This is a genomic window from Clostridia bacterium (assembly GCA_035628995.1).
Classification (GTDB): domain Bacteria; phylum Bacillota; class Clostridia; order Lutisporales; family Lutisporaceae; genus BRH-c25.
Map to the genome: position 1 here is coordinate 118,658 of DASPIR010000030.1, position 25,162 is coordinate 143,819.

A 25,162-nucleotide genomic window follows, 5' to 3' on the forward strand; every position below is an offset into this window, starting at 1 on the left:
TTGGAGTAATCCAAAGCTTTTTCTATTAACCTCGAACCAAATGTATCTACTCTCCAAAAGTAGCTTTGGCGCTTACCTCTTTCGCTTTAAAAGTCACAGTAACCTCATCTTTATCTGCAACACGGACTTTAGCAGAGGCAGGAGCCTCCTTGGTAAACGCAAGCTTAACCGTAAATATCCCAGTGTTGATGCCTGTTTCGGTAAGAGTATATTCCAAATTGGTCTTGCCGCTTTTTGCTCTCACAAGCACATCCACCTTGTCACGGACAGTCGTGCTCTTGTTCTGGTCAGAATCATTCAAGCTGACTGTCATATATGTGTCATAACCTTTATAGGCTGCCTTATCCAATGTGAGCTTAGGCACAGATATGCCTCCCCAGGTTGCATATGCCGTCCGATACTCGGTGCTGCCACTTTTTGTATCCTTGTCGGTGTACACTATTTCCAGGCGGTCTGTGGCACTTAGGGCTATTGATGGATTATTAGAACCCTTTCCATTAATATATAGAGTACCGGTATATATTCCGGTGTTTTTATTTGTCTCCGTCAAGGTGACCGCGGTATATCTTGCGTTGCCTTGCATCTTCGCAGTCACTTTTAACTCGTCTTTTTCGTTGATATTGTTGCCTATATCAAAATCCTTTACTGTAATTCTGACAGGAGAGCTATTTCCTTTATATTCCGGTCTGTCCAGAGTAATCTGACCATCTTGCGGAATCCAGATTGCAGAGCATTCAACTTTGCTGTTTTTATCTTTTTTTGGGGTGTAAGAGGTATATACTATATCATTATTAGCAGCTTTCAGTACTTTATCAGAGGAGTTGGAGAATTTGCCAAAATAGAAAGTGCCAGTAAACTCGCCTGAGTCAAGGCCTGTTTCCAATAACTCAAGACTAATCTGGGAGCCGGTAGAAGTATATAGCTTTACATCAACATTGTCGAGCTTCTCTCTTGATTTATTCAAATCCATATTTTGCAGAGTAACTTTAGCTGCTGTATTATATCCTACGTAATTTAGCTTATCGAATTTCATCACAGTACTCAGATATTTCCAGTTAATAGACCTTGAAACCTCCTTGCTGCTTCCGTCAAGGGCAGTTTTATCAAAATATTTTATTGTTATTTCATCAGTTGGATATACTTGCAGTATATGTCCTTCTGTTTCCTCTTCTGTAAAATAAAGCTTTCCCTTGAAGATACCAGTATTGGTGCCGGTTTCTTCAAGCCATAATGACGTATCCTTGATACTAGACTCAGATGAGACTTTAATTATTATATTATCCTTTATATTTGGCATGTTGGCATCGGCATCATTTATCGTAATCTCCAGCATATTGCCACTGCCTTCAATATTATCAGCAGAAGTCAAGATGCTGGCCTCTGCATACTGAAAACTGGCTGTGGCTGTATTTATTGCATATTCCTTGTTTGATGTATTTCTATCATCTGTATAAGTTGCAGTAATTGTATCGGAAGGATTAATCCTAAGTAGTTTCTTACTACTTTCTGTCGAGCTTGCATTGAATCCGAAGCTGCCGGAGAAGGTTCCTGTGTTTACTCCAGTTTCTGTAGCAAGTATTATGAAGCCTTGGGGGTCAGATTTCGATACAAGCCTTACTCTAGCCACTTCCTTATAATCCTTTCGGAGATTAATATCTTGATCAGTGACTGTTACTGTAGCTAATGAATGTAGTCCAAGATAACTGGTTTTATTCAGACGGAGAGTACCTGAGAATGGTTTCCATATAGCGCCGCACGTTATAGTTTTGGCAATTCCCGTTAATCCAGTCGCATCATTATATGTAACGGTGATAGTATCTTCGGAAGATATTAAAAGCAGTTTGGACGAATCGTCAGCCTTATCCATCCTGAGTCCGAAATTACCTGTGAATATTCCTGAGTCTGGCTTGGTTTCTTTAAGCTTAACCGGAAAACCCTTGGGATATGATGTTGAACTTACATTAACAGTTGCTTCTTCCTTAATATTAGGGTTTAGATTAAGGTCAATATCATCCAAGGTTATAATAGGCTGAAGTCCTAGTCCGCTATAGGAGGTTCTATCAAGTTTTACTTCCGCATCATATATCTTCCAGGAAGCTGAAAAAGTTTGTTTTTCAAATTCCACATAGAGTTTAGCACCATCTTTGATTTTGATTACTCTCTCGGTTGCACTTGATTTGCTTAGACTAAAAGAGATTTGAGATGTAAAAACGTCTGAGTTCAAATTTTCCTCTTGCAGATACGCGTAAAAGCCTGTAGGATCCTCACTGCTATATACTTTGATCACAATATGTTCAGTTTTATTTTTATATAAATTATAACTTGGAGCTGTTACGGATACATTCATATGGTCACCAAGGCCAGAGTAAATAGAACTATCCAATTTCAGTGTTGATGCTGTTGTATCACAGCAGGCAGTTATGGTAAAATAAGATGCAGTTAGCAATATAAGACTCAATACCAACATTTTTCTTTTCATTATAAAGGCATCTCCCTCTCAAAGTGATCAAGCTTTTTAGTAACAATATAAATATACTATATTTGCCAGCAAATATAAATAAATTACTTATCGCAAATTTCGCGCCTTGAATAGCAGGTCCTCGAACCCCGTACTTCGAATCTCAAGCCAGAAAATCCTACTTACTTTCTTTACAGTATTGTTACATATCATTCCCACACATTGACTCTATATATAAGTGTTGCTATAATGTGAAATAGGTAGCAGTCCCTTTACAGGGTGCTATAAAAATTATTACATATCGAGGAGGTTGGTTAAATGAAGAAGACACTCGCGTTGGTCTTAGCTCTTGCTATGGTATTCTCAACAATAACAGTAGCATTTGCTGAAGGCACAATCGGTGCAGACGCTCAGATCTGTTCAGATCTGGGAATGCTCAAAGGTTCAACCGGTACAGTAGATGCAGCTTATACTGCAACTGCTCCAACAAGAATACAGGCAGCGGTTATGGTTTTAAGACTTAGGGGTCTTGAAGCAGACGCTCTGGCTTTCCCAGGCGAAGCTAATTTCACAGATGGAAACATAGCTTGGGCAGAAGGCAGCAATTTACTTGCTTACTTGAAAGCTAACCCACAGCTCGGCTGGGGTGGTAATCCTGACGGAAGCTTCAACCCATCAGGTCTTATGACAGCTCAGGCTTACTACAAAGTAATGCTTGAAGCTCTTGGTTACAAGCAGAACACAGCTGAAGTTGTAGGCGATTTTGCTTATGCTGATGTAGTTACATTCGCAGCCAGCAAGGGTCTTACAAAGGTAGCAGCAGTTACTAATTTCACAGTTAATGACCTTGCTACAGCTACAGTTGAAACTTTAAATGCTAACATGAAGGATGGCGGCAAGACTCTTGTTGCTACACTCGTAGAAGCTGGCAAAGTTGACAAAGCTAAAGCAGTTGCAGCTGGCCTTTATACTGATGTATTAACAACTACAGCAGCTAAATTGGATTCAGTTTCAACATTAGGTAACAGCTCAGTATTGGTTGAGTTTGACGGCGATGTTGAAAAAGCATTTGCTGAAAACGTAGCTAACTACAAAGTTGTTGAAAAAGGAACAACTACAGCAGTAGAAGTTAAGGCAGCTGTTCTTGACGGAACTGAATTAGTAGTTCTTGAAACACCAGCTCTTACAGCTGGTAAGGCTTATACACTCACAGTAGCTGGTGCATCAAAGAACTTTGCAGGTATTGCAAAGGACAGCAGTGCTCCTGAAATTGATGATGTAGACAGTGCTGACACAGAAAGAGTAGTTGTTACATTCACAACTAGCATGGATCTTGCTACAGCTCTTGACAAAGCTAACTATGCAATAGAAGGCGTAACAATTGAGAGCATAGCTTGGGATGATGCTGATGGCGCAAGAGACGCTGTAGAACTTACTACAAAAGGTCTTGTTGCTAGCAAAACTTACAAGGTTGCAGTTACAAACGTAAAGAGCATTGACGCTGTTACTATGAAATCAGACAGCATGAACTTCGTTGCTAAGTCTGATAAGAAAGCTCCAAGGCTCGATACTGATAATGACAATACTTTTGTTGATACAAACACAAGAATAGTTGTTACATTTACTGATGATAATGAGCTTACAAAGGAAAGCGCTGAAAACTTAGCTAACTACAAGCTCGAAATCGGCAATACTACAAACACTCTCGAAATCACTGCTGCTAAGTTAGTAGAATTTGATGACAATGATTTGAGAGTAGAACTTACAACAGTTCCACAGAAGAACAACCAGAAGTATGAACTTCATGTTAGCAACATAGTTGACACTTCAGTTCTTGCTAACAAGATGGCTAAAGAAGAGACAATTAACCTCTACGGTGAAGATGTAGATGAAGATGCTCCTGAATTAGTTGGAATGGAATATCTTTCCAAGAATTTAGTAGATGTTGAGTTTGATGATGACAGCAGATTGGATACTACTTCAATTCTTGATATAAACAACTATGAATTCGATAATGATGTAGTAGTTGAAAAGGCTGAACTTGCAGATGCAGATGATGCTGACAATATGGTTGTTAGACTTACAGTAAGCGATCTTGGTGAAGAAAGCAGATATGAAATTACTGTAGAAAATATCGCTGACGAGTATGGCAATGTAATGGATAAGCCAGAAGACGATCAGGAAACTTATGATAAGGAAGACGTAGCAAGAGTTGCTGGACTTCTTAGAGCAGAAGCTACAAGTGACACTGAAATAGTACTTCACTTCCAGTACAAAGATCTTGTTGAAGCTACTGCTGAAGACGTAGCTAACTACGAAATCGACGGCGACATTGGAACTCCAAGTAAAGCTTCCTATGACGACGAAGACAACACAGTAACATTGACAACAGAAGAAATGGATGCTAATGCAGAATATGAAATAACAATAAACGGAGTTACGGACATAGCTGGTAATGAGATTGTTGACTTAACTGCTGATGTTGTTGTTGCATCAACTGAAAACGACACAGAAGCTCCTGAAATTGATGAAATTGAATCCGATTTCAGCACTATAGTAGTTGTAACATTCAACGAAGCTATGGAAGTTGACCCAGCAGCATATACGGCTGTTGGTGGCTTGGAAATTGAAATAGACATCAATGGTGCAACAGTTGGTGGAAACGTATTTGGAACATATGCAGTATCAGGTGACGAAGATGATACAGTTCTTGAGTTCACAGTACCTGCATTTTTAGATGATAAAGATGTAGAACTGGTTAGCACAACTGCTGTTGACCTGGCTGGAAACGCTGCTGATGTAGACGAAGATGGTATCGAATTCTCAGCATCAGACGAACCAGTTGATGCTATCGAATTGGATACATGGGATCAGACAGATGTATTCACTTTCGAACTCCAGTACAGTGCAAAGGTTAGACTCATTAACTCACTTTTAGATCAAGTTTCTGATGGTGGATATGACTTCACTATCGAAGTTGATGATGATGACAAGACATTGGTAACTCTTACATCAGACGATGAGTTGGAAGTTGATGACGAGATATACCTCATACTTGACAACATGCTTGTGGGCTTCCACGGAGAACCTGTAGCTGACACTGATAAAAATGAAGCTGGAACTGCTAATTCAGCAACATATCTTGAAGTTGAACTTGAAGATGAAGACGAGCCATTCATTGAATCAGTAAAAGCAACTGATAGAACAACAGTAGATATTACCTTCAGCGAAGACCTGGAAGATGCAGGTTCTTGGATAATCGCATACGAAGATGAAGATGGCGATATGCAGGATATGACTATCGGTACTCCAGAACTTGACGATAACGTAGTAACATTAACACTTACTAATGAAATATTCGAGTCCGACATGGTGTATACTCTCATCGTAACAGATCTTCCTAAGGATCTTACAGGAAATGAAATGGATGCTGAGACTGGGGAAGACGAAAATGATGACGGAGTATATGACTTCGCAGGAACTGATGTAGTAGGTACTGATGCTTACATTACTGGTGTTAAGGTTGTAAACGGTACTAAGTTTAAGGTATATACAAGTGCAGATGTTACAGTTGCTACACAGGACGTATATTTAACCTCATTTGCTACAGCTGAAACTGACGAAACTGACGAGTTCTTATTTGTAGCTGGTACAGTTACAGTAGCTACTTACGATGATATACCAACATCCGTACTTGCTGTTGATAATGACTACAAAGTAACAATCAACGGTATGGAATATGAATTCGAAGGCGTAGTTGAAAATGACATCGATGTAGACTATGATGACGGTGCAAATGTCGCAGTTGAAGGCGATGAACTCTTCGAATTTGACTTTGATGATATGGAAGAAAACGACTTAGTTGTAGTTCTTGGCAATACTAACGCAGCTGCAGAAGTTGACGCAAACGAAGAAGCTGTTATAGATGCTGCAACAATCAGTGGAGAAGTTGAAATACTTGTTATGAGAGGCAACGTAGTACTCTTCTACTTGCCAAACTTCGACCTGGAAGATTTGAGATAATCTCAGACCATTAAGAAGGATGAGCGAAAGCTTATCCTTCTTTTTTTCTGCACAAATTTGTATTTGTATTATATCTGCTGTCGTTTTATTGTATAATATGTATATATATTGAATAGAATGTCAATTAACTAAGTTGAGGTGTATGAAATGAATGAACTGAAAGAAAAGATCAACCCCTTGGATTATACTCTTCTCGCACTTGTATCTATTATCATTGTAGTCATTCCGTTTTATAGAGGGCTGTTTTTTAGGGAAAACTATTTGCCGGCAGTTATTGTAACTTCATTGCTATTTTTGCTCATGTCAGCCCTAATGATTTATAAGAGACTCCGCATTTTTGAGAACTTTATGGATATTGCTATTCTGGGTTTAGTTACCGCCTATTTTATATCTTTCATATTTGGCATATCTAAAATGGATAGCCTGGATGGTTTGCTGAAGTATGCAGCAGCCTTCATGTTTTATAAGATAGCTTACCATGCAGCAAAAAATAGTAAGCTTAGACAATGGCTTCTGAATGTCTTGATATTCTCAGGCTTTCTTATATCCCTAGTATCAATGCTTGGGTCAGCAGATATAGTAAAGATAAATGGAATATTCGGATGGGGTCAAAGGCTAAACGGGCTATATCAGTATCCTAATGCTACAGCTGCTGTACTTAGTGCAGTTTTTCTACTTAATATTATTATGATACTTAATATAAAGAACAAGCATGTAAAGGCATTATACATAGTATCTGCTGCGACTATATTTCTCACTTTCATGGAAACAAGGTCAAGGGGTGGCATGCTTTCCATGATGGCGGCATGGTTATTAGCTTTAATCCTGCTTAGGGGAAGAGACAGGCTCAAGCTGATCTTATACTCGGCATTATGCGGTATATTGGCATTTGCGGCATATAACAAGGTTTATGACACTTTTATAAGTAAAAGTGGGTTCCTGTCTATTTACGCTTTATTTGTATTAGCTTCTGCCGCCTTTGGATACCTGGCTGTCCTATTAGAAAAGTATCTGGAGAGAATAAACGAAAGATATATAGGCAAAACACTCATGGGCATTTTCGCAGTCGCAGTCGTGGCAGTTATAGCTGCATTTAACATTACAATGCCTTTACAGCTGTCAAATGCGCTGCCTATAAGTGAATATCAAATATTTCAGATTAAACCGGCCAGCTCCTATATAGCCACAATAAATGCCGAAAGCGGCAATGGGATAGATTCGCGGATGGCTGTGTCAATTGACAGTATTGATGGTGCAAGGGTCAAGACAAACATTTATAACAATCAGTTAGAAATAAATGAAGATAAGGATATGCAGATTGAATTTAATACCTTGGAAACTACAAGTTACATAGTACTCAACATCGGGGTAGGCACACAAGGAAATGATATTCAAGTAGATAAGTTTACAATCAAGGAGAAATCCACTGGGCAGCTTATAGAGAATGTAAAGTTGAACTATAGGTTTATACCAGATGATATAGCTAAGAAGATTAATGAAATAAGCTTGAAGACAGAAAGCTCATCTGAGAGACTAGTATTCGTAAAAGATGGTATTGAGATGTTTAAGGACTATATGTTCGTTGGTACAGGGGCAAAGGGCTGGAGGATATTATATCCTAAGTATCAATCATATAGGTATAGTTCAAATGAAGCACATAACTATTACCTTCAGACTGCCATTGAATCGGGTGTTCTTGGTATTGTCTCAGTAATCGCACTGCTGGTTATTATTACAGCAGCATCTTATAAAGTCTATAGGAAAGATGAAGCAAACAGAAATATAATAATAAGTGTTTTCATTGCTACATTCGCCCTTCTTGCGCATGCTTTAATTGACTTTGATTTATCTTACTATGCAATATTACTGCTGCTATTTGCGCTTCTAGGGCTGTTATCAAGCTTTACAAATCAGCAGGAGGTAATGACGATCAAATCTGGCCGGACAAACATAAGCACCTATATAGGTGCTGTACTAGCTGTGGTTGTGCTATTAGTATCATCATCTAACTATTCCGGATTAATTGATGGTGACAGAGGCGCTAAACTAATGGATACAGACATAGGTAAAGCAAAGGAATATATTGAAAAATCTATAAAGAAAGACTTCTATAATCCAAATAATATAGTTAATTACAATCAATTACTGGCGTATGAAGGTGAAAAAGATAAAGATAAGAGTAAGATAACAAATGCATATGAAAACTATTTAAACCTTGAAAGAATAGACCCATATAAAGTGAAGTATTACCAAACGATGCTTAGCTTCTACTTAAAGCATGGGTACCTGGATGAGGCCAATGGAATCATGGACAGAGCGATCGAACTTCAACCCTTAGACCCGCAGAACTATGAATCGAAGGTGTCTATTGGCACCAATATTATGTCAATATTTATGAAGAATAAAGACTATAAGAAGGCGCTTGAATACTGTACAAATATTATTAACACAGAAGAGCATTATATAAATGTAAACAAACGTGTACTTACACCCTTTGAGCTTACTGAAAAGACCAAGTCACTTATTAGTAATGCTAAAGAACTAAAGCCGGAATTAGAACAAAAAACTAAGTAGTATAGGTATATGTTGGTTCATTGTGCAGGATTTTTATCATTAAAAGTAGAATAAAACAAATGCTTGCTATTTATTTGATGATTATTAGCAATAGTGAGGAGAGCGGCTATGAAAGTTTTGATTACCGGCTGTACCGGTATGCTAGGCTCGGATTTAGTGAAGGCTTGCAGCAGTACGCATGAAGTAGTAGGCACGTGCTCTGAAGACTTTGATATAACAAGTCTGAAAGAAACACAGGATTATATCAAGCATATTAAACCGGATGTGATAATCCACTCTGCTGCCTTTACTGATGTTGATGGTTGTGAGAGTAATATTGATAAAGCTTTTGTGATTAATGCCCTAGGTACAAGAAACATAGCTTTAGCCGCCAATGAGGTAAATGCCTCAGTAGCCTATATTAGTACCGACTATGTTTATGACGGTACTAAGGATTCGCCCTACTTTGAATATGATACAGTTAACCCTTTAAGTATATATGGGAAAAGCAAGCTTGAGGGGGAGAATTTCATAAAATCATTAAAAGGGAGATTTTATATTATAAGAACCTCATGGCTTTTTGGCAATAATGGAAAAAACTTTGTGAAAACTATGCTGGAGCTTTCAAAGACAAAGGATACACTGAATATAGTAAATGACCAGATAGGATCACCAACATATACGCCTGACCTTGCTGAAGCTATAAATGAGTTAATAATGAGCGAACGTTATGGGATATATCATATTACAAACAGTGGATATTGCTCGTGGTTTGACTTTGCCAGAGAGATATTCAAGTTTGCAGGTATAGATCATATGAACCTGGAGGCTATAACAACTGAAACTCTTGGCAGACCGGCACCTAGACCAAGGAACTCCAGACTAGAAAAGTTTTACTGGAAGCTCAATGGGTTTGAAGAGTTGAGGTCATATAAGGAAGCTGTTGCAGAGTATATCACTAAATTATAACTACTGGAATATGTCATCCTGAGCTAAGCGAAGGATCTTAGACTTAAAGAGATACGATACCAATTAAAAACAAATGATTATTAGGGGGATTATGAAATGAAAGGTATAATACTTGCGGGGGGCGCCGGGACAAGGCTTTACCCAATAACAAAATCAGTTTCAAAACAGATACTTCCTATCTATGACAAGCCTATGATATACTACCCTTTGTCGGTACTAATGCTGGCTGGCATTAGAGATATACTTCTAATTTCTACTCCAAGGGATATTGGAACATATAAAGAGCTATTAGGTGATGGAAATCAAATAGGTATTAATCTTTCATATGAAATTCAAGAGCATCCTAGAGGACTTGCAGATGCTTTCATTGTTGGGGAAAAATTTATAGGCAGTGATAAAGTTTGTTTGATTCTAGGAGACAATATATTCTATGGGCAGAGCTTTTCAGAGATTCTTAAAAGAGCTGTTGATAGAGAAAACGGAGCTACTATATTCGGTTATTACGTAAAGAACCCCGGAGAATTTGGGGTAGTTGAGTTTGATAAAAGCAATAATGCAGTTTCTATAGAAGAAAAGCCGGAGCAGCCCAAATCCAGCTATGCAGTTCCGGGCTTATATTTCTATGATAATAGCGTAATTGATATTGCTAAGAATGTAAAACCTTCAGCACGAGGTGAAATTGAGATAACTTCTGTAAACAATGAGTACTTAAGAAGAGGGCAGCTTAAAGTGGAATTGTTCGGTAGAGGCATGGCATGGCTTGATACGGGAACTCACAGAGGACTATTGGAAGCGAGCAACTTTGTAGAAGCGGTTCAGAACAGACAGGGGTTGTATGTAGCTTGTATAGAGGAGATTGCATACAGGAAGGGATATATCTCAAAAGAACAGTTGCTAGATGTAGCTAGTTTGCTTGAAAAGACGGATTATGGGAAATATCTCATAAGCATCGCAGAAGGTGTATAAAGACGGGAAACAACTATCAAAGAAATAGATTAGTGGAGCTTAGGATTGGCATCTTACTGATTTCGAGTAACAGTACTGAATACTAAGTACTGATTAATTCTGGAGGATAAACATGAAGACATATTTGGTAACAGGTGGAGCGGGCTTTATTGGATCGAACTTTATTCATTATATGTTAAAGAAGTATTCAGATATTAGAATAATTAATCTAGATAAGTTAACTTATGCAGGCAATCTGGAAAATCTAAAGGATACGGGAAGTAATCCTGCTTATACATTTATTCACGCAGATATATGTGACAAAGACGCAGTAACGAAGATATTTCAAGAAAATGCTATTGATTATGTGATTAATTTTGCGGCAGAGTCACATGTTGACAGGAGTATAAGAGAACCAGAAGTATTTGTAACAACAAATGTGCTTGGTACAGTCACATTATTAAATGCATCAAAAAATGCATGGGAAACAGGAACTGGGTTTATGGAAGGCAAAAAGTTCCTTCAAGTGTCCACTGATGAGGTATATGGCTCATTGGGATCAACAGGATATTTTACGGAGGAAACCCCACTGGATCCCCACAGCCCGTATTCATCGAGTAAAACATCTGCAGATCTTATGGTAAAAGCATACTATGATACTTATAAAATGCCAGTTAACATCACTCGCTGTTCAAACAATTACGGACCATACCAGTTTCCTGAAAAGCTGATACCTCTGGTAATTAACAACTGTTTAAACAAGAGAGCATTACCTGTCTATGGCGATGGTATGAATATAAGGGATTGGTTATATGTAGATGACCATTGTAAGGCAATTGATATGGTTATAAATAACGGCAGATTAGGGGAGGTCTATAATATTGGCGGCCACAATGAACGAACGAATATATACATTGTGAAAGCTATCATTGACTATATAAACAAGAATGTGGATAATACAGTGACAGAAAAGCTGATAAAGTATGTTGAGGATAGAAAAGGTCACGATAGAAGGTATGGTATAGACCCAGCTAAAATAAAAAAAGAACTTGGATGGTATCCAGAAACTAGTTTTGAAGTGGGAATAGAAAAGACAATAAAATGGTATCTCGATAATAAAGCCTGGATGGAAAGCATTACGACAGGGGAGTATCAGAATTATTATATAAAGATGTATGAAAGCAAATAATGCTTACCCAATATTGATTGAAGCAATTGCCTTGAAAATTAGGCACAGCGTAATGTAAACTAATAGACTTGATGTAAAAATAATCAAAAATACCAGCATACAGGAGGTACATATATGAGAATTGGCATTATTGATACGGGACAAATGAGTGTTGGCATTACACAAGTATTTATATCTAAGGGTTATGAATTAACTGTTATCGGTAGAAATACTGATAGTATAAATAATTTTAGAAAAAAAAATAGATCGTAATTTAGATAAATTAGTTGAAAAGCAGAAGATATCGGATTTAGATAAAAATGAATATACTTCGCTAATTAATACTCATTTAGATTATGATGTAATTATGGGCTCAGATATTATAATTGAAGCAGTAATAGAAGATATTAATGTTAAAAAAGATATTTTTAAGAAGCTAGATGGTATATGCGATAGTGATACTATTTTAGCAACTAATACATCTTCATTATCTATAACTGAATTAGCAGCTGTTACAAAAAGACCGGAGAAAGTGATAGGAATGCACTTTTTTAATCCAGCGCCAATAATGAAATTAGTTGAAGTTGTAAGAGGTCTATCAACTTCAAATGAAACGTTTGATAAAGTTAAAGACACAGCGGGATTCGCAGTAAACAGAATATTAATACCAATGATAAATGAAGCTATATGCGTATTAAGCGAAGGCACAGCTTCTAAAGAAGATATTGATGAATCTATGAAATTAGGTGCAAATCATCCAATGGGCCCATTAGAATTATCTGATTTTATTGGAAATGATGTTGTACTGGCAATAATGGAAATTCTATATAGAGAAACAGGAGATAGCAAATATAGACCATGTCCATTATTGAGGAAGATGGTAAGAGCAGGTTGTGTTGGAAAAAAGGAAAATAAAGGGTTTTATTCTTATTAACTCTTCAGCTGCTTGTGAGATTTAAGCTGTTAAGTTTTAATAGATTTATTGGAGGAACATAATGCTAAATTACTTTGAGAGAATTTATGCTGCTCGTTATTTTTGGTGGAGCTTGGTTAAAGCAGAGCTTAGAAATAAATACAGACGCTCTACTCTAGGTTTGTTGTGGAGTCTACTTTATCCATTTCTGGTAACATTACTTTTGGTTTATGTACTTGGTTCAATATTTAAGACGAATATACTTGATTTAATACCGTTTATTTATTCGGGTTTTATTGTATGGGATGTTATAAGTGGCTCTTTTTTATATGGTGCAGGGGGCATCATAAATTCTGAAGCATATATTAAGCAGTTTTCGCATCCCCTCGCGATATATTCTCTAAAGCAGACCCTAGTTCTTATAATTAATGCATTGATTTCTGGAATAGGCGTTTTTGCTTGGTGTGCTGTTGTAAAACCGCAAAATATTCCTTATATGATATTAACATTGCCAATTACAATTTTGCTATTGTTTTTATTCAGTTGGTCAGTTACAACATTATCAGGTATAATAAATACAAAATTTAGGGATTTTCAGCAAATGATAGGACTTATTATCCAGGCTTTATGGTTTATATCTCCGGTGTATTTTGAAACAAAAGTTTTCATTAATGCAAATTTAGGTTATTTAGTTTACTATAACCCTATAGCCAGAATTATGAATTTGGTAAGGGCTCCTTTTATTGACGGTACTCCCGCGACAGGTACAGATTATTTGTTTGTCATAGGTACTGTTGCTGTATTTTTTGTTATAGACATATTTTTAATTAAGAGAAATGAAAAAGAATTAATATTTTATATATAAGTTTAAGATTGGAGTACTAGTGATGAGTAATTGCTTTATTGATATGAAAGATCTCAGTCTTTATTATCCTTCAGCTCCTTATAATGCAAAGTCTTTGAAGGAATTAATATTTGGCATTGTAAAACGTAAGCAAACTAGCATTATTATTAAGGATGTTCAGGCTTTGAAAAATATCAGCCTTCATATAGAAGAAGGAGATCGTCTAGGGGTTATTGGTGCTAATGGCTCAGGTAAAAGTACTTTGCTTAAGGCTATAGCAGGGATATATCCTCCTGTTAGCGGTACTTTAAAGACAATGGGCACTATAAGGTCCCTATTTGAGCTTAGCCTTGGTTTTGATTTGCACGGAACGGGTCGTGAAAACATATTGTATCGTTCGTATCTTTTGGGGGATACACCTAGGACAGTTAAATCAAAAATGCAGGATATTATCGAATTTGCAGATTTAGGCGAATTTATTGATTATCCTATCAAGACTTATTCTGCTGGTATGCAGATGCGACTTGCTTTTGCCATATCAACTACTGTAAGCGGTGATATACTCTTGCTTGATGAGGCAATAGGCGCAGGTGATGCTGCATTTATGGTGAAAGTTAAAAACAGAGTTAATGAAATGGTAGCAAATTCGAAAATATTAGTTTTGGTTTCCCATGATTTTGAAACAGTAAAACAAATATGTAATCGTGTGATATGGCTTGGACATGGCAATATTATTATGGATGGAAAGCCTAATGATGTTGTAGAGAGCTATCTTGAAAAGGCCTATGGAAAGAAGGCATTGTAATCATGCAGATTGATATTAAGCCTTGTGTAAGTGTAATTATTCCGTCGTATAACCATCAAAATTATATTAGAGCAGCTATACAAAGTGTTCTTGATCAATCATTCAGCAATTACGAACTTCTAATTGCAGATGATGCATCAAGTGATGATTCATGGAGTGTTATCAAAAGCTTTAAAGATGAAAGAATTACTTCATATAGGTTTGATATTAATATGGGTGCAGCCGAAGCAACTAATTTTCTAATTACAAAAGCGACAGGGAAATATATTGCTTTACTAAATTCAGATGATTACTGGCATAAAGATAAGTTGAAATTGCAATATGACTTTATGGAACAGAATCCAGAATATGCCGCATGCTTTACCAATGTATGCTTAGTAGATGAAAACGGACTAACTTTAAAGCGCAATAAAAATCAATGGGAAAACATGTTTAAAAATTCAAACTTAGATAGAGGTGAATGGCTAGAGCGATTTTTCTTTAATTTAAATAGCTTATGCCATCCAAGTATTATGATAAAGAGGGAGGTTTACACATTGACAGGATTATATAATCCTTGCTATGTTCAGCTTCCTGACTTTAATATGTGGATTAAACTTTTGAAATTGGCATCAATATATGTTATAGAAATAGATCTCACTTTCTTTCGCATTATATCTGGTGCAAAAAATACAAGTAGTGTGACGTTTGACAATATTCAAAGACATGATCTTGAACTTGAGCTGATACTTGAAAATTTTTTTGATGATATGCCAGATGGTGTTTTTCTAGAAGGTTTCTCTAAATATCTTAAGAAAAAGGGTGATCTTTCAAAAGCAGAACTTAATTGTGAAAAAACTTTTATCTACTTTGATATTGAAGGAAAGCGTAAAAGTATATATAGTTCAGTTGGTATTAGGAGATTATACAGATTACTATCAGATGAAAATACTGCAGAGGCTTTAATGAAATCCTATAATTTCACACACAAAGATTTTCGTGAGTTGAAAAATGAAAATGAGTTGTTACTTGAAAGATTTGTTGCAAATGCCAAATCTATTTTAAGGCGAAACAGTTTTCTTTCTAATTTGGTTTATAAGATTATTCGAAGAAAGGATGTATAGATTAATATGATACCTAAAGACGATAAGGCATTTTTCTGGGATTTTTATGATGTTTATTCACAGATTGACACTGATTTTGGAGGGGGAAGCCCTTTTTTTAAATCCTTTCTTATGGCATACCTTATAAAATATAATTCTTTAAAAACATTTTTAGAAATTGGTGTTTATAAAGGTAAATGTCTTCTGCCATTGGCTTATATTATTAAGCAAAATAAAGGTTCTTCTATTGGAGTAGATCCCTACATTGATACTTGTGCAAGGGAATACGATGTAAAAGAAGAAATGCGGATTGCTATTGATGAATTCATCGACAATCTTGATTTTGGTATATTATATAATGATGTTTTAGCGAAAAAAGAAGCTTTAGGTTTATCTTCAAGTTGCGAGATTATTAGAAAGACATCGGAAAGCGCATACCTATCTCTTAGAGCAAAAGGAATCGTAATTGATATGCTTCATATTGATGGAAATCATGATACAAAATATGTTAGTTTGGACGCAGAAAAATACATTCCATTGGTTAATGAATTTGGGTTTGTAGTATTTGATGATATAGATTGGGAAAGTGTCAATATTGTATATCAAAAATATAAAAAGGAACTGATCCCAGTATTTGAATGTGATACATTTGGTATATTGCTTAAAGCAGAAAGAACACTAACTAACCTTGATAAAGCTCGAGTAATTAATAAGAAATTTGAGTTTTTATTTAGAAAGCTCTTGGACATGCACATAGAAATTGAGGGTGGAACATATGACACTAAAACTCCTACAGTAGCACTTGGAATTTTAACTTATAACCATGAAGATTACATTGAAGAATGTCTTGACGGAGTCTTTTCCCAAAAAGGAAAATTTAAGGCAAATGTATTCATAGTAGACGATTGCTCAACAGATAGCACATATGAAAAAATATGTTATTATCTTGAGGAAAATCACAATAAAGTAAAACATTTTACTGTTAAAATAATAAGAAATGAACCCAATAAAGGTGTTGTTAAATCATTTCAATTGCTTACGCAGATGACAAAAGGGTGCGATTATGTTTCTTTATGTGAGGGTGACGATTATTGGACAGATCCTTATAGAGTTCAAAGACATATAGACTTTTTGCAGGATAACCCTGAGTGCTGCATTTCGTTCAATAAGACTACTGTATTATGGCAGGAAACAGGGATTTCTGAGGTGTCGATCGTTCACAAACCATTGGATAAACGCATATACACCACTGAAGATATTTTAGATTCATATATTATAGGCAATGAAAGCTGCGCATTTTATGATGGACGCATATTTGAACTTTTGCCAGACTCATTATTCAATCTATTTATAGGGGATTGGATGTTTAATACATTTTGCTCTACATTCGGGGATATTGGTTATATACCTGATGAAATGAGTGTTTATAGAAAACATCCTAAAGGTATATGGAGCGGCTTGAATGATATACAACAGAAAAGGGAGGTAATACAAAACATAGATGAATATAATAGATACTTGGACTTTATATATGACAGAGAATACACAAATTGGCGTAATCGGTGCATTGCAGAAGCTAATGGGGAATTTTCAGAAAACCTTGATCTAATAATAATAGATGATATTTTTCCAAGTGATTTAAGTGGGTTTCGTTATCAGGAATTTACAAGTTATCTTAAAGAGATAGAGAGTTCAAAAATAAATTGTACAGGTGAGACAATTGTGCATTTTCTCAAGCAAAACCCAAATGAGGTAATGATTGATTTTAAGCGCAAGTTTCCTGAGTTTTCAGGGCGGGTATGCATGTATGATACTTGGAGACCAATTGGCTGTAAACTAATGTATTTTGTTTTTCCAACAAATGCATATAATGCATTACCTATTATGGAGAATTATTATATACCATTTATTTTTACACTTTACCCGGGCGGCGGATTTGCTTTAAATAGTCCTGAGTCTGATAAAAGGCTTAAGCGGCTAATGGACTCACCTTGTTTTAAAAAAGTTATTGTAACTCAGCAGGTAACATACAACTATCTAATAAATAACAATTTCTGCAAACCTGATAAAATCGAGTTCATTTTTGGTGGGGTTATACCACTCGTGGATTACAATGAAGCCAAAGCCTATACTAAAGTCCGGTATGGATTTGAAAAAGATAGTCTTGACATATGCTTTTTTGCACAAAGGTACACAAAAAAGGGTGAAGATAAAGGATATGACGTATTTATTGATACAGCAAAGATACTTTATAATAAATACCCAAATATTAACTTTCATATTGCAGGCGGATTTGATGAAAATGTTATAGATATATCAGAAATAAAAGACAGAATATCGTTTTATGGAAATCTTAATTTAGATGAATTCGATTCATTTTTTGCAGATAAAGATATTGTTCTCTCACCCAATATAGATAATAATATAAGTGCAGGAGCTTTCGATGGGTTTCCAACTGGGTGTTGTGCAGAGGCGGGATTAAGAAAAACTGCCTTGTTTTGTACGGATCCACTGAATTTAAATGGTGGTAGGATAATAGTTGATAAAGAAATTGTTATTGTGCCGCATGATGCAAAAGAAATAAGTGAGATTATTAGTTGTTATTATAATAATCCACAGTTAATTAAAGAGATAGGCGAAAACGGCCAGGAAAAGTTGCTCCACATATTTAGCTATGAATACCAGATTGCACCAAGGATTAAGCTGCTAAAAGATGAAATTAGCAAACCTTTTTTGCTTTCAAATCATGAAAAAGAAAAACTTAAAAAGTTAAATAAGCTTAATAAATTTGCATTTGCAAGACCATTAAATGAAATTGCACCAAGAAAGTTATATTTCTGGTACTTGGAACATTGTCCAGAGTTTATAAAAAGTATATATAGATTTGCTAAAAAAATAGTTAAAAAATTAATAAAGAGAGTATAGCAGATCATAAACATAATATCTATTGTTCGCGTTTTAAGTAAAGTGAGTGAATAATAAAAATTTTTAAGGGGTGCTTAAGCATGAAACCATTTGAAAAACCCATACAGGTAACAAAAGCCTTTTTACCGCCTATGGAAGAATTTGTGGAAAGTATATCTCGAATTTGGGAAAGCAGTTGGCTGACAAATCAAGGACCTATACATGAGCAGCTGCGCAGCCAGCTTAAACAATATTTGAAAGCCTCAAATATAACATTGTTTGTTAATGGTCATATGGCGTTAGATGTCGCATTAAAGGGATTACAGCTTAACGGAGAGATTATCACCACTCCTTTTACATTTGCATCGACAACTCATGCAATTTCAATGAATGGATTAACTCCGGTTTTCTGTGATATTAAAGAGGATGATTACACAATAGATGAAGATAAAATTGAAGCACTTATTAGCGACAAAACCTCTGCTATTATACCGGTACACGTTTATGGAAATCCTTGCAATGTAGAGCGGCTGCAGGAAATCGCTGCAAAGCATAATTTGATGCTGATATATGATGCTGCACACGTATTCGGGGTTGAATATAATGGAAAGCCAGTAAGTAACTACGGTGATATTTCAATGTTTTCATTTCACGCTACAAAGGTATTTAATACAATCGAGGGCGGCGCACTGGTTTATAATAATCCGGAATTTGAAAGGCAGTTCGATCTTTATAAGAATTTCGGTATAACCGGTCCTGAGACAGTTGAGGCAGTAGGTTTGAATGCAAAAATGAACGAATTTGCAGCAGCAATGGGATTATGTAACCTTAAATATGTTGACAAGGAAATAGAAAAAAGGAGAATAGCAGTAAACATATATAGGAGATACCTTAAAGATATACATGGTATAAAATATTTGGATGATAAGCCCGGTGTCAAGCATAACTATGCATATTTTCCCATAATAATTGAACCTGATGAGTTCGGATTAACAAGGGATGAAGTTTGCGAAAAACTTAAACAGTATAATGTATTTACACGGAAATATTTTTATCCATTAGTTACAGATTTTGATTGTTATAAAAATGATTACAATTCAAATGATACTCCCATAGCCAAGCATGTGTCACAGAATGTACTTACATTACCAATTTACGGGAGTTTAAGCGAGGACGAGATTATCCGTATATGCGAAATAATTAGCATGATAAGAAAATAGTCTAGATTTAAGATAGCTTTTTAATATATACTTATCAATTTAAAATACATGAATGTCTATCACATATAGATATACTGAAATCTAGTAATCCAGTAAACTAAAGTTATAACTAAACAATTTTAAATTATATAATAGATTGGAGTGAATAGAATTGTCAAATATATTAGTAACAGCAATAGGTTCCTTTTCTGCGGATATTATAATAAAAAATTTAAAAAAGGAAGGTAATTATGTTATTGGCTGTGATATATACCCGAAAGAATGGATTATCGATGCTCAGAATGTGGATTTATTCTACCAGTCACCGTATGCTAATAATATAGAGGAATATGTAAATTTTATCTGCAAAATATGTGATATGAATAAAATTGACTTTATAATGCCATTAACTGACCCAGAAGTAGAAATACTCAGCAAACATAAGAAAAGGGTTGAAGCATACGGCGCAATACTCTGCACCTCTGATTATGAAACAATACAGTTATGTAGAGATAAATATAAATTACCTAAGTTTTTAGCAGAACACGATATTCCTAATTCAATTAGTACATTTTTATTAGATGAGATTGATGTGAAAGAGTTTAGCTATCCATTTTTTGCAAAACCAAGGAGCGGTCGAAGTAGTCAAGGATGTATGTTAATTAATGATAAAACTGATTTCCAATATATTGTTGAAAAATGTAAAAAGGAGCAATATATAATTCAACCATATATAGAAGGAAAAATTATAACTGTTGATGTAGTTAGAAATGAAACATCAGGAATGGTATCAAGTATGTGCAGAAGGGAGCTCATAAGGAATAATTCTGGAGCAGGATTAACTGTAGAAATTTTTCATGATATATTTTTAAGTGACTTGTGCAAGAAAATAGCTAATGTACTAAATATTCGTGGAACAGTTAATATCGAATTCATTGAAAGCAGTAATGGATATTATTTTTTAGAGGTAAATCCAAGATTTTCGGGTGGTGTAGAATTTAGTTGTATAGCAGGATATGACGTTATTACTCAACATTTAAATTGTTTTAGAGATCTTCCAATCATTGCAGCACCGTGTACTCATAAAATGATAATATCAAAAAAGTATGAGGAATGTGTTACATGGGAGGAAAGAAATGATAAATAATAACTCAATAGAGCTATTTAAAGAGTACAAAGACTATTTATTTCCAGCAACAGATTTTTTACCTCGAATTATAGATAGATCAGAGGGTTCATACGTTTATGATGTTGATGGTAACAAGATTTTAGATTTGAATGCAGGTCAATTTTGCTCAATACTTGGTCATAATAACGAAGGGTTAAAAAAAATAATTAACCTTCAAATGGATAAGATTTACCATACGAGTACTGCAGTAATTTCACCTGAAGTGCTTATTGCCGCAAAAAAAGTGTCTGATATTTGTTATGGGCTTAAAGGTAAAGTATTATTTCTCTCAACCGGTTCAGAAGCAGTAGAATGTGCGTTAAGATATGCAAAGCATATAACAAAAAAAGATGGAGTCATATGCTTTGATAGAGCTTATCATGGATTAAGTTTAGGATCTCAAAGTGTTACATATGGTGGTATTTGGAGCTTGCCAAGAATTTCAAATGTTTATTCGGTAACAACACCAGACTTGCATGAAAAAAGTGGGGATTATGAGAAAATAATTGAGACTTATGTCAATGAGGTTAGCCAGATAGTATCAAAGTTTAGTAATGAAATAGCTGCCTTTATTGCAGAGCCTATAGTATCTGTAGGTGGCATGATATTTCCACCAAAGGAGTATTTTAAGCAAGTATATGAAATTTGCAAGAAGAATAATATAATATTTATATTTGATGAAAGTCAGACTGGATTTGGCCGTACTGGAAAATGGTTTGGCTATCAGAGCTTTGATTTTACACCTGATATTATCGTTGGTTCAAAGGGAATGGGGTTAGGATACCCGGTTTCGATGGTATTATTTAACGATGAAATACTTATGAATACGAAGATTAGTATAAGCCATTTTAGTTCACATCAAAATGACCCGTTAGCCGCTGCATTAGTATCATATGTTATTGATTATATTAATGAGAATAACTTGTTGAACCGTGTAACTCAATATGGGCAAAAGTTGCTCACTAAATTGATTAATTTATCAGAAAAGTGCACATTGATTAAGAATCCTCGTGGTTTGGGATTGATGATCGGATTTGATGTGTATAAAGATGGTTGGTCAGAGTACAAAGAAAAATCTAAGGATTTAATTACTAGATTACTAGATTATGGAATTATGTTGCAATCATCAAATCAATTTAAAACGTATAGATTATTGCCTAATTACTTAATAACTGATGAAGAGATTGATTATTTCATTAACGGGTTAGAAAAAGCATTAAGAGAAATGGAGTGATGAAGTTGTCGTATAAAAACTTTTCATACTCTTTTCCAACGCAAATCATTTTTGGGAAAGACTCAATTAATCAATTGGAAAGTGCATTGAAAGCATTTGATATTGATTCCTTGCTCATCGTATATGGTGGGAATTCTATAAAGCAAAATGGAATATATGATAGAGTAATAAGTAGTTTAGGAAGCTGTAATATAAATTATTATGAGCACGGTGGATGTACTCCTAACCCCAAGAGTTCTTTTGTAGATAAAGGGGTTGAAAAAGCTTTAAAAAACAAAGTTCAGCTTATATTAGCAGTCGGAGGAGGCTCAGTAATAGATGCTGCTAAGGCGATTGCGTTGCTTTCAGTTAATGAGAATTCTAGTGGAATTTGGCCTTATATGTTGGGACTTAAAAAATTTGCAGTAGATGCTTTACCAATCGGTGTAATATTAACAGTTTCTGGTACTGGTTCTGAAGGTAATGGTGCATTTGTCATATCAAACGAAGATACTCTAGAAAAGATAGGAAGATCACATCTTTCCGCGAGACCTAAATTTGCAATTTGTGACCCTTGTTTTACTTTTTCATTAAGTAGTTGGCAAACGGCATGTAATTGTGCAGATATAATGTCGCATCTCTTAGAACAACTATTTGTGATGGAAGAAAATACTGATTTAATAGATGAACTTATAGTAGCTGCACTAAAAAATGTAATGATTAATACGGACTTAGTTCTGCAAAATCCAAATGATTATGATGCTAGAGCAAATTTAATGCTTGCTGCTACATATTCACTGTCATATATGTTATCAAGTGGCAGAACATCAGACTGGGAAGCGCATAAAATAGAGCATGTTTTATCCGGAATGTATAATGTGGCTCATGGAGCAGGGATGGCTTGCATATTTCCTTATTGGCTTGAGTATGCAGCTAAAGAAGAAAAGATTGCAAATAAAATTCTATTAATTGGGCAAAGAATATTTGATGAAAAAGATACGATTATTTCTGAAAGCGTAATTCATAAGGTAATCTATAAATTTACGGTATTTTTTAACCAAGTTGGTTTACCAACAAATTTATACGAGTTATTAGGTAACTATCCAGATATTAAATGTATAGCTAATAAAGTTACACAAAGTGGAGAGCTTGGAACTATTGTTAAAATTGATTATAACTCTTGCATAGATATTTTAGCTAAAGCAGTTGGAGATATTAAGTAATTTATTGACTAGGGGTGGATATTTAGTATATGGGGAAATTTGATTTTATAGAGACCGAGTTAAATGGGCTTATAGTTATTGAGCCTATATTATTTGAAGATAACAGAGGGTATTTTATGGAGACCTTTAATTACAATGATTTTGCTGCCCTGGGACTAAATAAGAATTTTGTTCAGGACAACCAATCATACTCTAGAAAGGGTGTTTTAAGGGGGATGCATTTCCAGAAAAATAATCCTCAAAGCAAGTTGGTAAGGGTCATAAAAGGAGAAGTATACGATGTTGCTGTGGATATAAGAAAAAACAGCAATACTTACGGAAAATGGATTGGTATATATCTTTCGGAATATAATAAAAAGCAAATTTATATTCCGGAAGGATTTGCACACGGCTTTTTAGTTACCTCGGATGAAGCTGAATTAGTTTACAAATGCTCTGACTTTTATAACCCGTTAGATGAAGGTGGATTCATATACAATGATCCAACAATAGGCGTCGAATGGCCTTTACTTGATAGAGAGCATGCAATTCTTTCACAAAAGGACAAAGGCCTACCTAGTTTTGAAATGATTTGCGATTAATTCCTGTCTTTAATATTTAAAAGTGGTTTCTCGAATAATATAACATAGTCAGAGTTTGGAGACAAAATGAAATTTATAGGGAGACAAGCATAGATGTTGAATAAAGATATTGGAAGAGATGATTTATGTAAGCTAACAATAGTTATCCCCAATTACAATGGCATGAAATTTATTAAGGGATGCTTAGACTCCTTAGAGAACCAGTCTTTAAAGAACTTCGAATTAATTATTGTGGATAATGCCTCTCAGGATGGCAGCAATGAATTCATTATAAAAAACTATCCTGACGTTAGATTTATAGCTTTAGAACAGAACTATGGTTTTAGCAGAGCAGTAAATGAAGGGATAAGAGCTTGTGACAGTGACTATGTTGTTTTACTGAATAATGACACAGAAGTAGAGCCAGAATGGTTATCAAATCTGATGAGATGCATTTCTAGTGATGCGAATATATTCTCTTGCAGCAGCAAAATGGTACAATACCAGGATAGAACCAAAATCGACGATGCAGGAGATGAGTATAATATATTAGGCTGGGCGTATAAACGCGGAGATGGACGACCTAAAGAAGAATATAATATAAACAGTGGAATATTCAGCAGCTGCGCTGGAGCGGCCATATACAGAAGAAGCGTATTTGATGAAATAGGCTATTTCGATGAGAACTTCTTTGCCTATATGGAGGATGTTGACATAAGCTATAGAGCTAAAATTCACGGATATAAGAATGTTTATTGCAGTGATGCAATTGTTTATCATATAGGCAGTGCTACAAGCGGCAGCAAGTACAATAGCTTCAAGATAAAGCTGGCTGCCAGGAATAATATATATGTTGCTTATAAAAACATGCCTTGGCTGCAGCTGTTAATTAACAGCCCTTTTCTGTTTGCCGGGTTTGTAGTTAAATATATTTTCTTCTCAAGGAAGGGCTTTAGTAAAGAGTATGATCAAGGAATTAGTGAAGCCTTTAAGAATCTGAAAAATATAGAAAAAGTAAAATATAGCAGTAGAAATTTAGTGAATTATGTTAAAATAGAGATAGAGTTGATGGTAAATACCATTAAATATTTCTATGATAAAGCCAGTCAAGCCATTGGCAGGCAAAGAGGTTGAT

The 25,162-nt window shown here is 35.2% G+C and carries 16 protein-coding genes and 1 pseudogene; 16 read left to right on the forward strand and 1 reads right to left on the reverse strand.

The genetic code is table 11. The features are described from left to right. Positions 1–46 precede the first annotated feature (46 nt). A complete protein-coding gene (locus tag VEB00_13975) occupies positions 47–2,479 on the reverse strand; it encodes a hypothetical protein (GenBank protein HYF84125.1) in 2,433 nt (810 codons plus the stop codon). A gap of 297 nt (positions 2,480–2,776) precedes the next feature. Between VEB00_13975 and VEB00_13980 the strand changes: the two genes are divergently transcribed. The 16 genes and pseudogenes from VEB00_13980 (at position 2,777) to VEB00_14055 (ending at position 25,161) form a co-directional block, all read left to right on the forward strand. Then, positions 2,777–6,481 carry a hypothetical protein gene (locus VEB00_13980; GenBank protein HYF84126.1) on the forward strand — a complete coding sequence of 1,235 codons (3,705 nt, stop codon included), beginning with the start codon at positions 2,777–2,779 and terminating at the stop codon, positions 6,479–6,481. 147 nt (positions 6,482–6,628) lie between these two features. Beyond that, on the forward strand, positions 6,629–9,055 hold the full coding sequence (locus tag VEB00_13985; protein HYF84127.1) for an O-antigen ligase family protein: 2,427 nt from the start codon (positions 6,629–6,631) through the stop codon (positions 9,053–9,055). A gap of 108 nt (positions 9,056–9,163) precedes the next feature. Continuing rightward, a complete protein-coding gene (gene rfbD, locus VEB00_13990) occupies positions 9,164–10,003 on the forward strand; it encodes a dTDP-4-dehydrorhamnose reductase (protein ID HYF84128.1) in 840 nt (279 codons plus the stop codon). Positions 10,004–10,099: 96 nt separating this feature from the next. Next, on the forward strand, positions 10,100–10,969 hold the full coding sequence (gene rfbA, locus VEB00_13995; protein HYF84129.1) for a glucose-1-phosphate thymidylyltransferase RfbA: 870 nt from the start codon (positions 10,100–10,102) through the stop codon (positions 10,967–10,969). Positions 10,970–11,081: 112 nt separating this feature from the next. After that, positions 11,082–12,137 carry a dTDP-glucose 4,6-dehydratase gene (gene rfbB, locus VEB00_14000; protein HYF84130.1) on the forward strand — a complete coding sequence of 352 codons (1,056 nt, stop codon included), beginning with the start codon at positions 11,082–11,084 and terminating at the stop codon, positions 12,135–12,137. Between the two features lie 114 nt (positions 12,138–12,251). Then, positions 12,252–13,050, forward strand: a pseudogene (locus tag VEB00_14005) (3-hydroxyacyl-CoA dehydrogenase NAD-binding domain-containing protein). Between the two features lie 61 nt (positions 13,051–13,111). Next, positions 13,112–13,894: an ABC transporter permease gene (locus VEB00_14010; protein ID HYF84131.1), complete on the forward strand. Its 783-nt coding sequence runs from the start codon at positions 13,112–13,114 to the stop codon at positions 13,892–13,894. 22 nt (positions 13,895–13,916) lie between these two features. Then, entirely contained in the window at positions 13,917–14,678 is a 762-nt protein-coding gene (locus VEB00_14015; protein HYF84132.1) for an ABC transporter ATP-binding protein, read from the forward strand. A 2-nt stretch (positions 14,679–14,680) separates the two neighbouring features. Then, complete coding sequence (locus VEB00_14020; GenBank protein ID HYF84133.1) at positions 14,681–15,781, forward strand: glycosyltransferase; 1,101 nt, start codon at positions 14,681–14,683, stop codon at positions 15,779–15,781. Between the two features lie 6 nt (positions 15,782–15,787). Next, on the forward strand, positions 15,788–18,685 hold the full coding sequence (locus VEB00_14025; GenBank protein HYF84134.1) for a glycosyltransferase: 2,898 nt from the start codon (positions 15,788–15,790) through the stop codon (positions 18,683–18,685). An 80-nt stretch (positions 18,686–18,765) separates the two neighbouring features. Further along, complete coding sequence (locus tag VEB00_14030; protein HYF84135.1) at positions 18,766–19,884, forward strand: DegT/DnrJ/EryC1/StrS family aminotransferase; 1,119 nt, start codon at positions 18,766–18,768, stop codon at positions 19,882–19,884. 151 nt (positions 19,885–20,035) lie between these two features. Next, positions 20,036–21,010: an ATP-grasp domain-containing protein gene (locus tag VEB00_14035; GenBank protein HYF84136.1), complete on the forward strand. Its 975-nt coding sequence runs from the start codon at positions 20,036–20,038 to the stop codon at positions 21,008–21,010. Next, positions 21,000–22,265, forward strand: coding sequence for an aspartate aminotransferase family protein (locus VEB00_14040; protein ID HYF84137.1), 1,266 nt, complete (start codon positions 21,000–21,002; stop codon positions 22,263–22,265). Before VEB00_14035 ends, VEB00_14040 begins: the two co-directional genes overlap by 11 nt. 5 nt (positions 22,266–22,270) lie before the next feature. Beyond that, the gene (locus VEB00_14045) at positions 22,271–23,467 is read left to right on the forward strand and encodes an iron-containing alcohol dehydrogenase (GenBank protein HYF84138.1); all 1,197 of its coding nucleotides are present in this window, start codon (positions 22,271–22,273) and stop codon (positions 23,465–23,467) included. A 29-nt stretch (positions 23,468–23,496) separates the two neighbouring features. Continuing rightward, the gene (rfbC, locus tag VEB00_14050; protein ID HYF84139.1) at positions 23,497–24,048 is read left to right on the forward strand and encodes a dTDP-4-dehydrorhamnose 3,5-epimerase; all 552 of its coding nucleotides are present in this window, start codon (positions 23,497–23,499) and stop codon (positions 24,046–24,048) included. Between the two features lie 93 nt (positions 24,049–24,141). Beyond that, complete coding sequence (locus VEB00_14055; protein HYF84140.1) at positions 24,142–25,161, forward strand: glycosyltransferase family 2 protein; 1,020 nt, start codon at positions 24,142–24,144, stop codon at positions 25,159–25,161. Position 25,162 lies beyond the last annotated feature (1 nt).

Excerpts from the sequence above, each read along its gene's own strand:
- VEB00_13975 (HYF84125.1), bottom strand. The coding sequence starts at position 2,479 with ATGAAAAGAAAAATGTTGGTATTGAGTCTTATATTGCTAACTGCATCT.
- VEB00_13980 (HYF84126.1), top strand. The coding sequence starts at position 2,777 with ATGAAGAAGACACTCGCGTTGGTCTTAGCTCTTGCTATGGTATTCTCA.
- VEB00_13985 (HYF84127.1), top strand. The coding sequence starts at position 6,629 with ATGAATGAACTGAAAGAAAAGATCAACCCCTTGGATTATACTCTTCTC.
- rfbD (HYF84128.1), top strand. The coding sequence starts at position 9,164 with ATGAAAGTTTTGATTACCGGCTGTACCGGTATGCTAGGCTCGGATTTA.
- rfbA (HYF84129.1), top strand. The coding sequence starts at position 10,100 with ATGAAAGGTATAATACTTGCGGGGGGCGCCGGGACAAGGCTTTACCCA.
- rfbB (HYF84130.1), top strand. The coding sequence starts at position 11,082 with ATGAAGACATATTTGGTAACAGGTGGAGCGGGCTTTATTGGATCGAAC.
- VEB00_14010 (HYF84131.1), top strand. The coding sequence starts at position 13,112 with ATGCTAAATTACTTTGAGAGAATTTATGCTGCTCGTTATTTTTGGTGG.
- VEB00_14015 (HYF84132.1), top strand. The coding sequence starts at position 13,917 with ATGAGTAATTGCTTTATTGATATGAAAGATCTCAGTCTTTATTATCCT.
- VEB00_14020 (HYF84133.1), top strand. The coding sequence starts at position 14,681 with ATGCAGATTGATATTAAGCCTTGTGTAAGTGTAATTATTCCGTCGTAT.
- VEB00_14025 (HYF84134.1), top strand. The coding sequence starts at position 15,788 with ATGATACCTAAAGACGATAAGGCATTTTTCTGGGATTTTTATGATGTT.
- VEB00_14030 (HYF84135.1), top strand. The coding sequence starts at position 18,766 with ATGAAACCATTTGAAAAACCCATACAGGTAACAAAAGCCTTTTTACCG.
- VEB00_14040 (HYF84137.1), top strand. The coding sequence starts at position 21,000 with ATGATAAATAATAACTCAATAGAGCTATTTAAAGAGTACAAAGACTAT.
- rfbC (HYF84139.1), top strand. The coding sequence starts at position 23,497 with ATGGGGAAATTTGATTTTATAGAGACCGAGTTAAATGGGCTTATAGTT.
- VEB00_14055 (HYF84140.1), top strand. The coding sequence starts at position 24,142 with ATGTTGAATAAAGATATTGGAAGAGATGATTTATGTAAGCTAACAATA.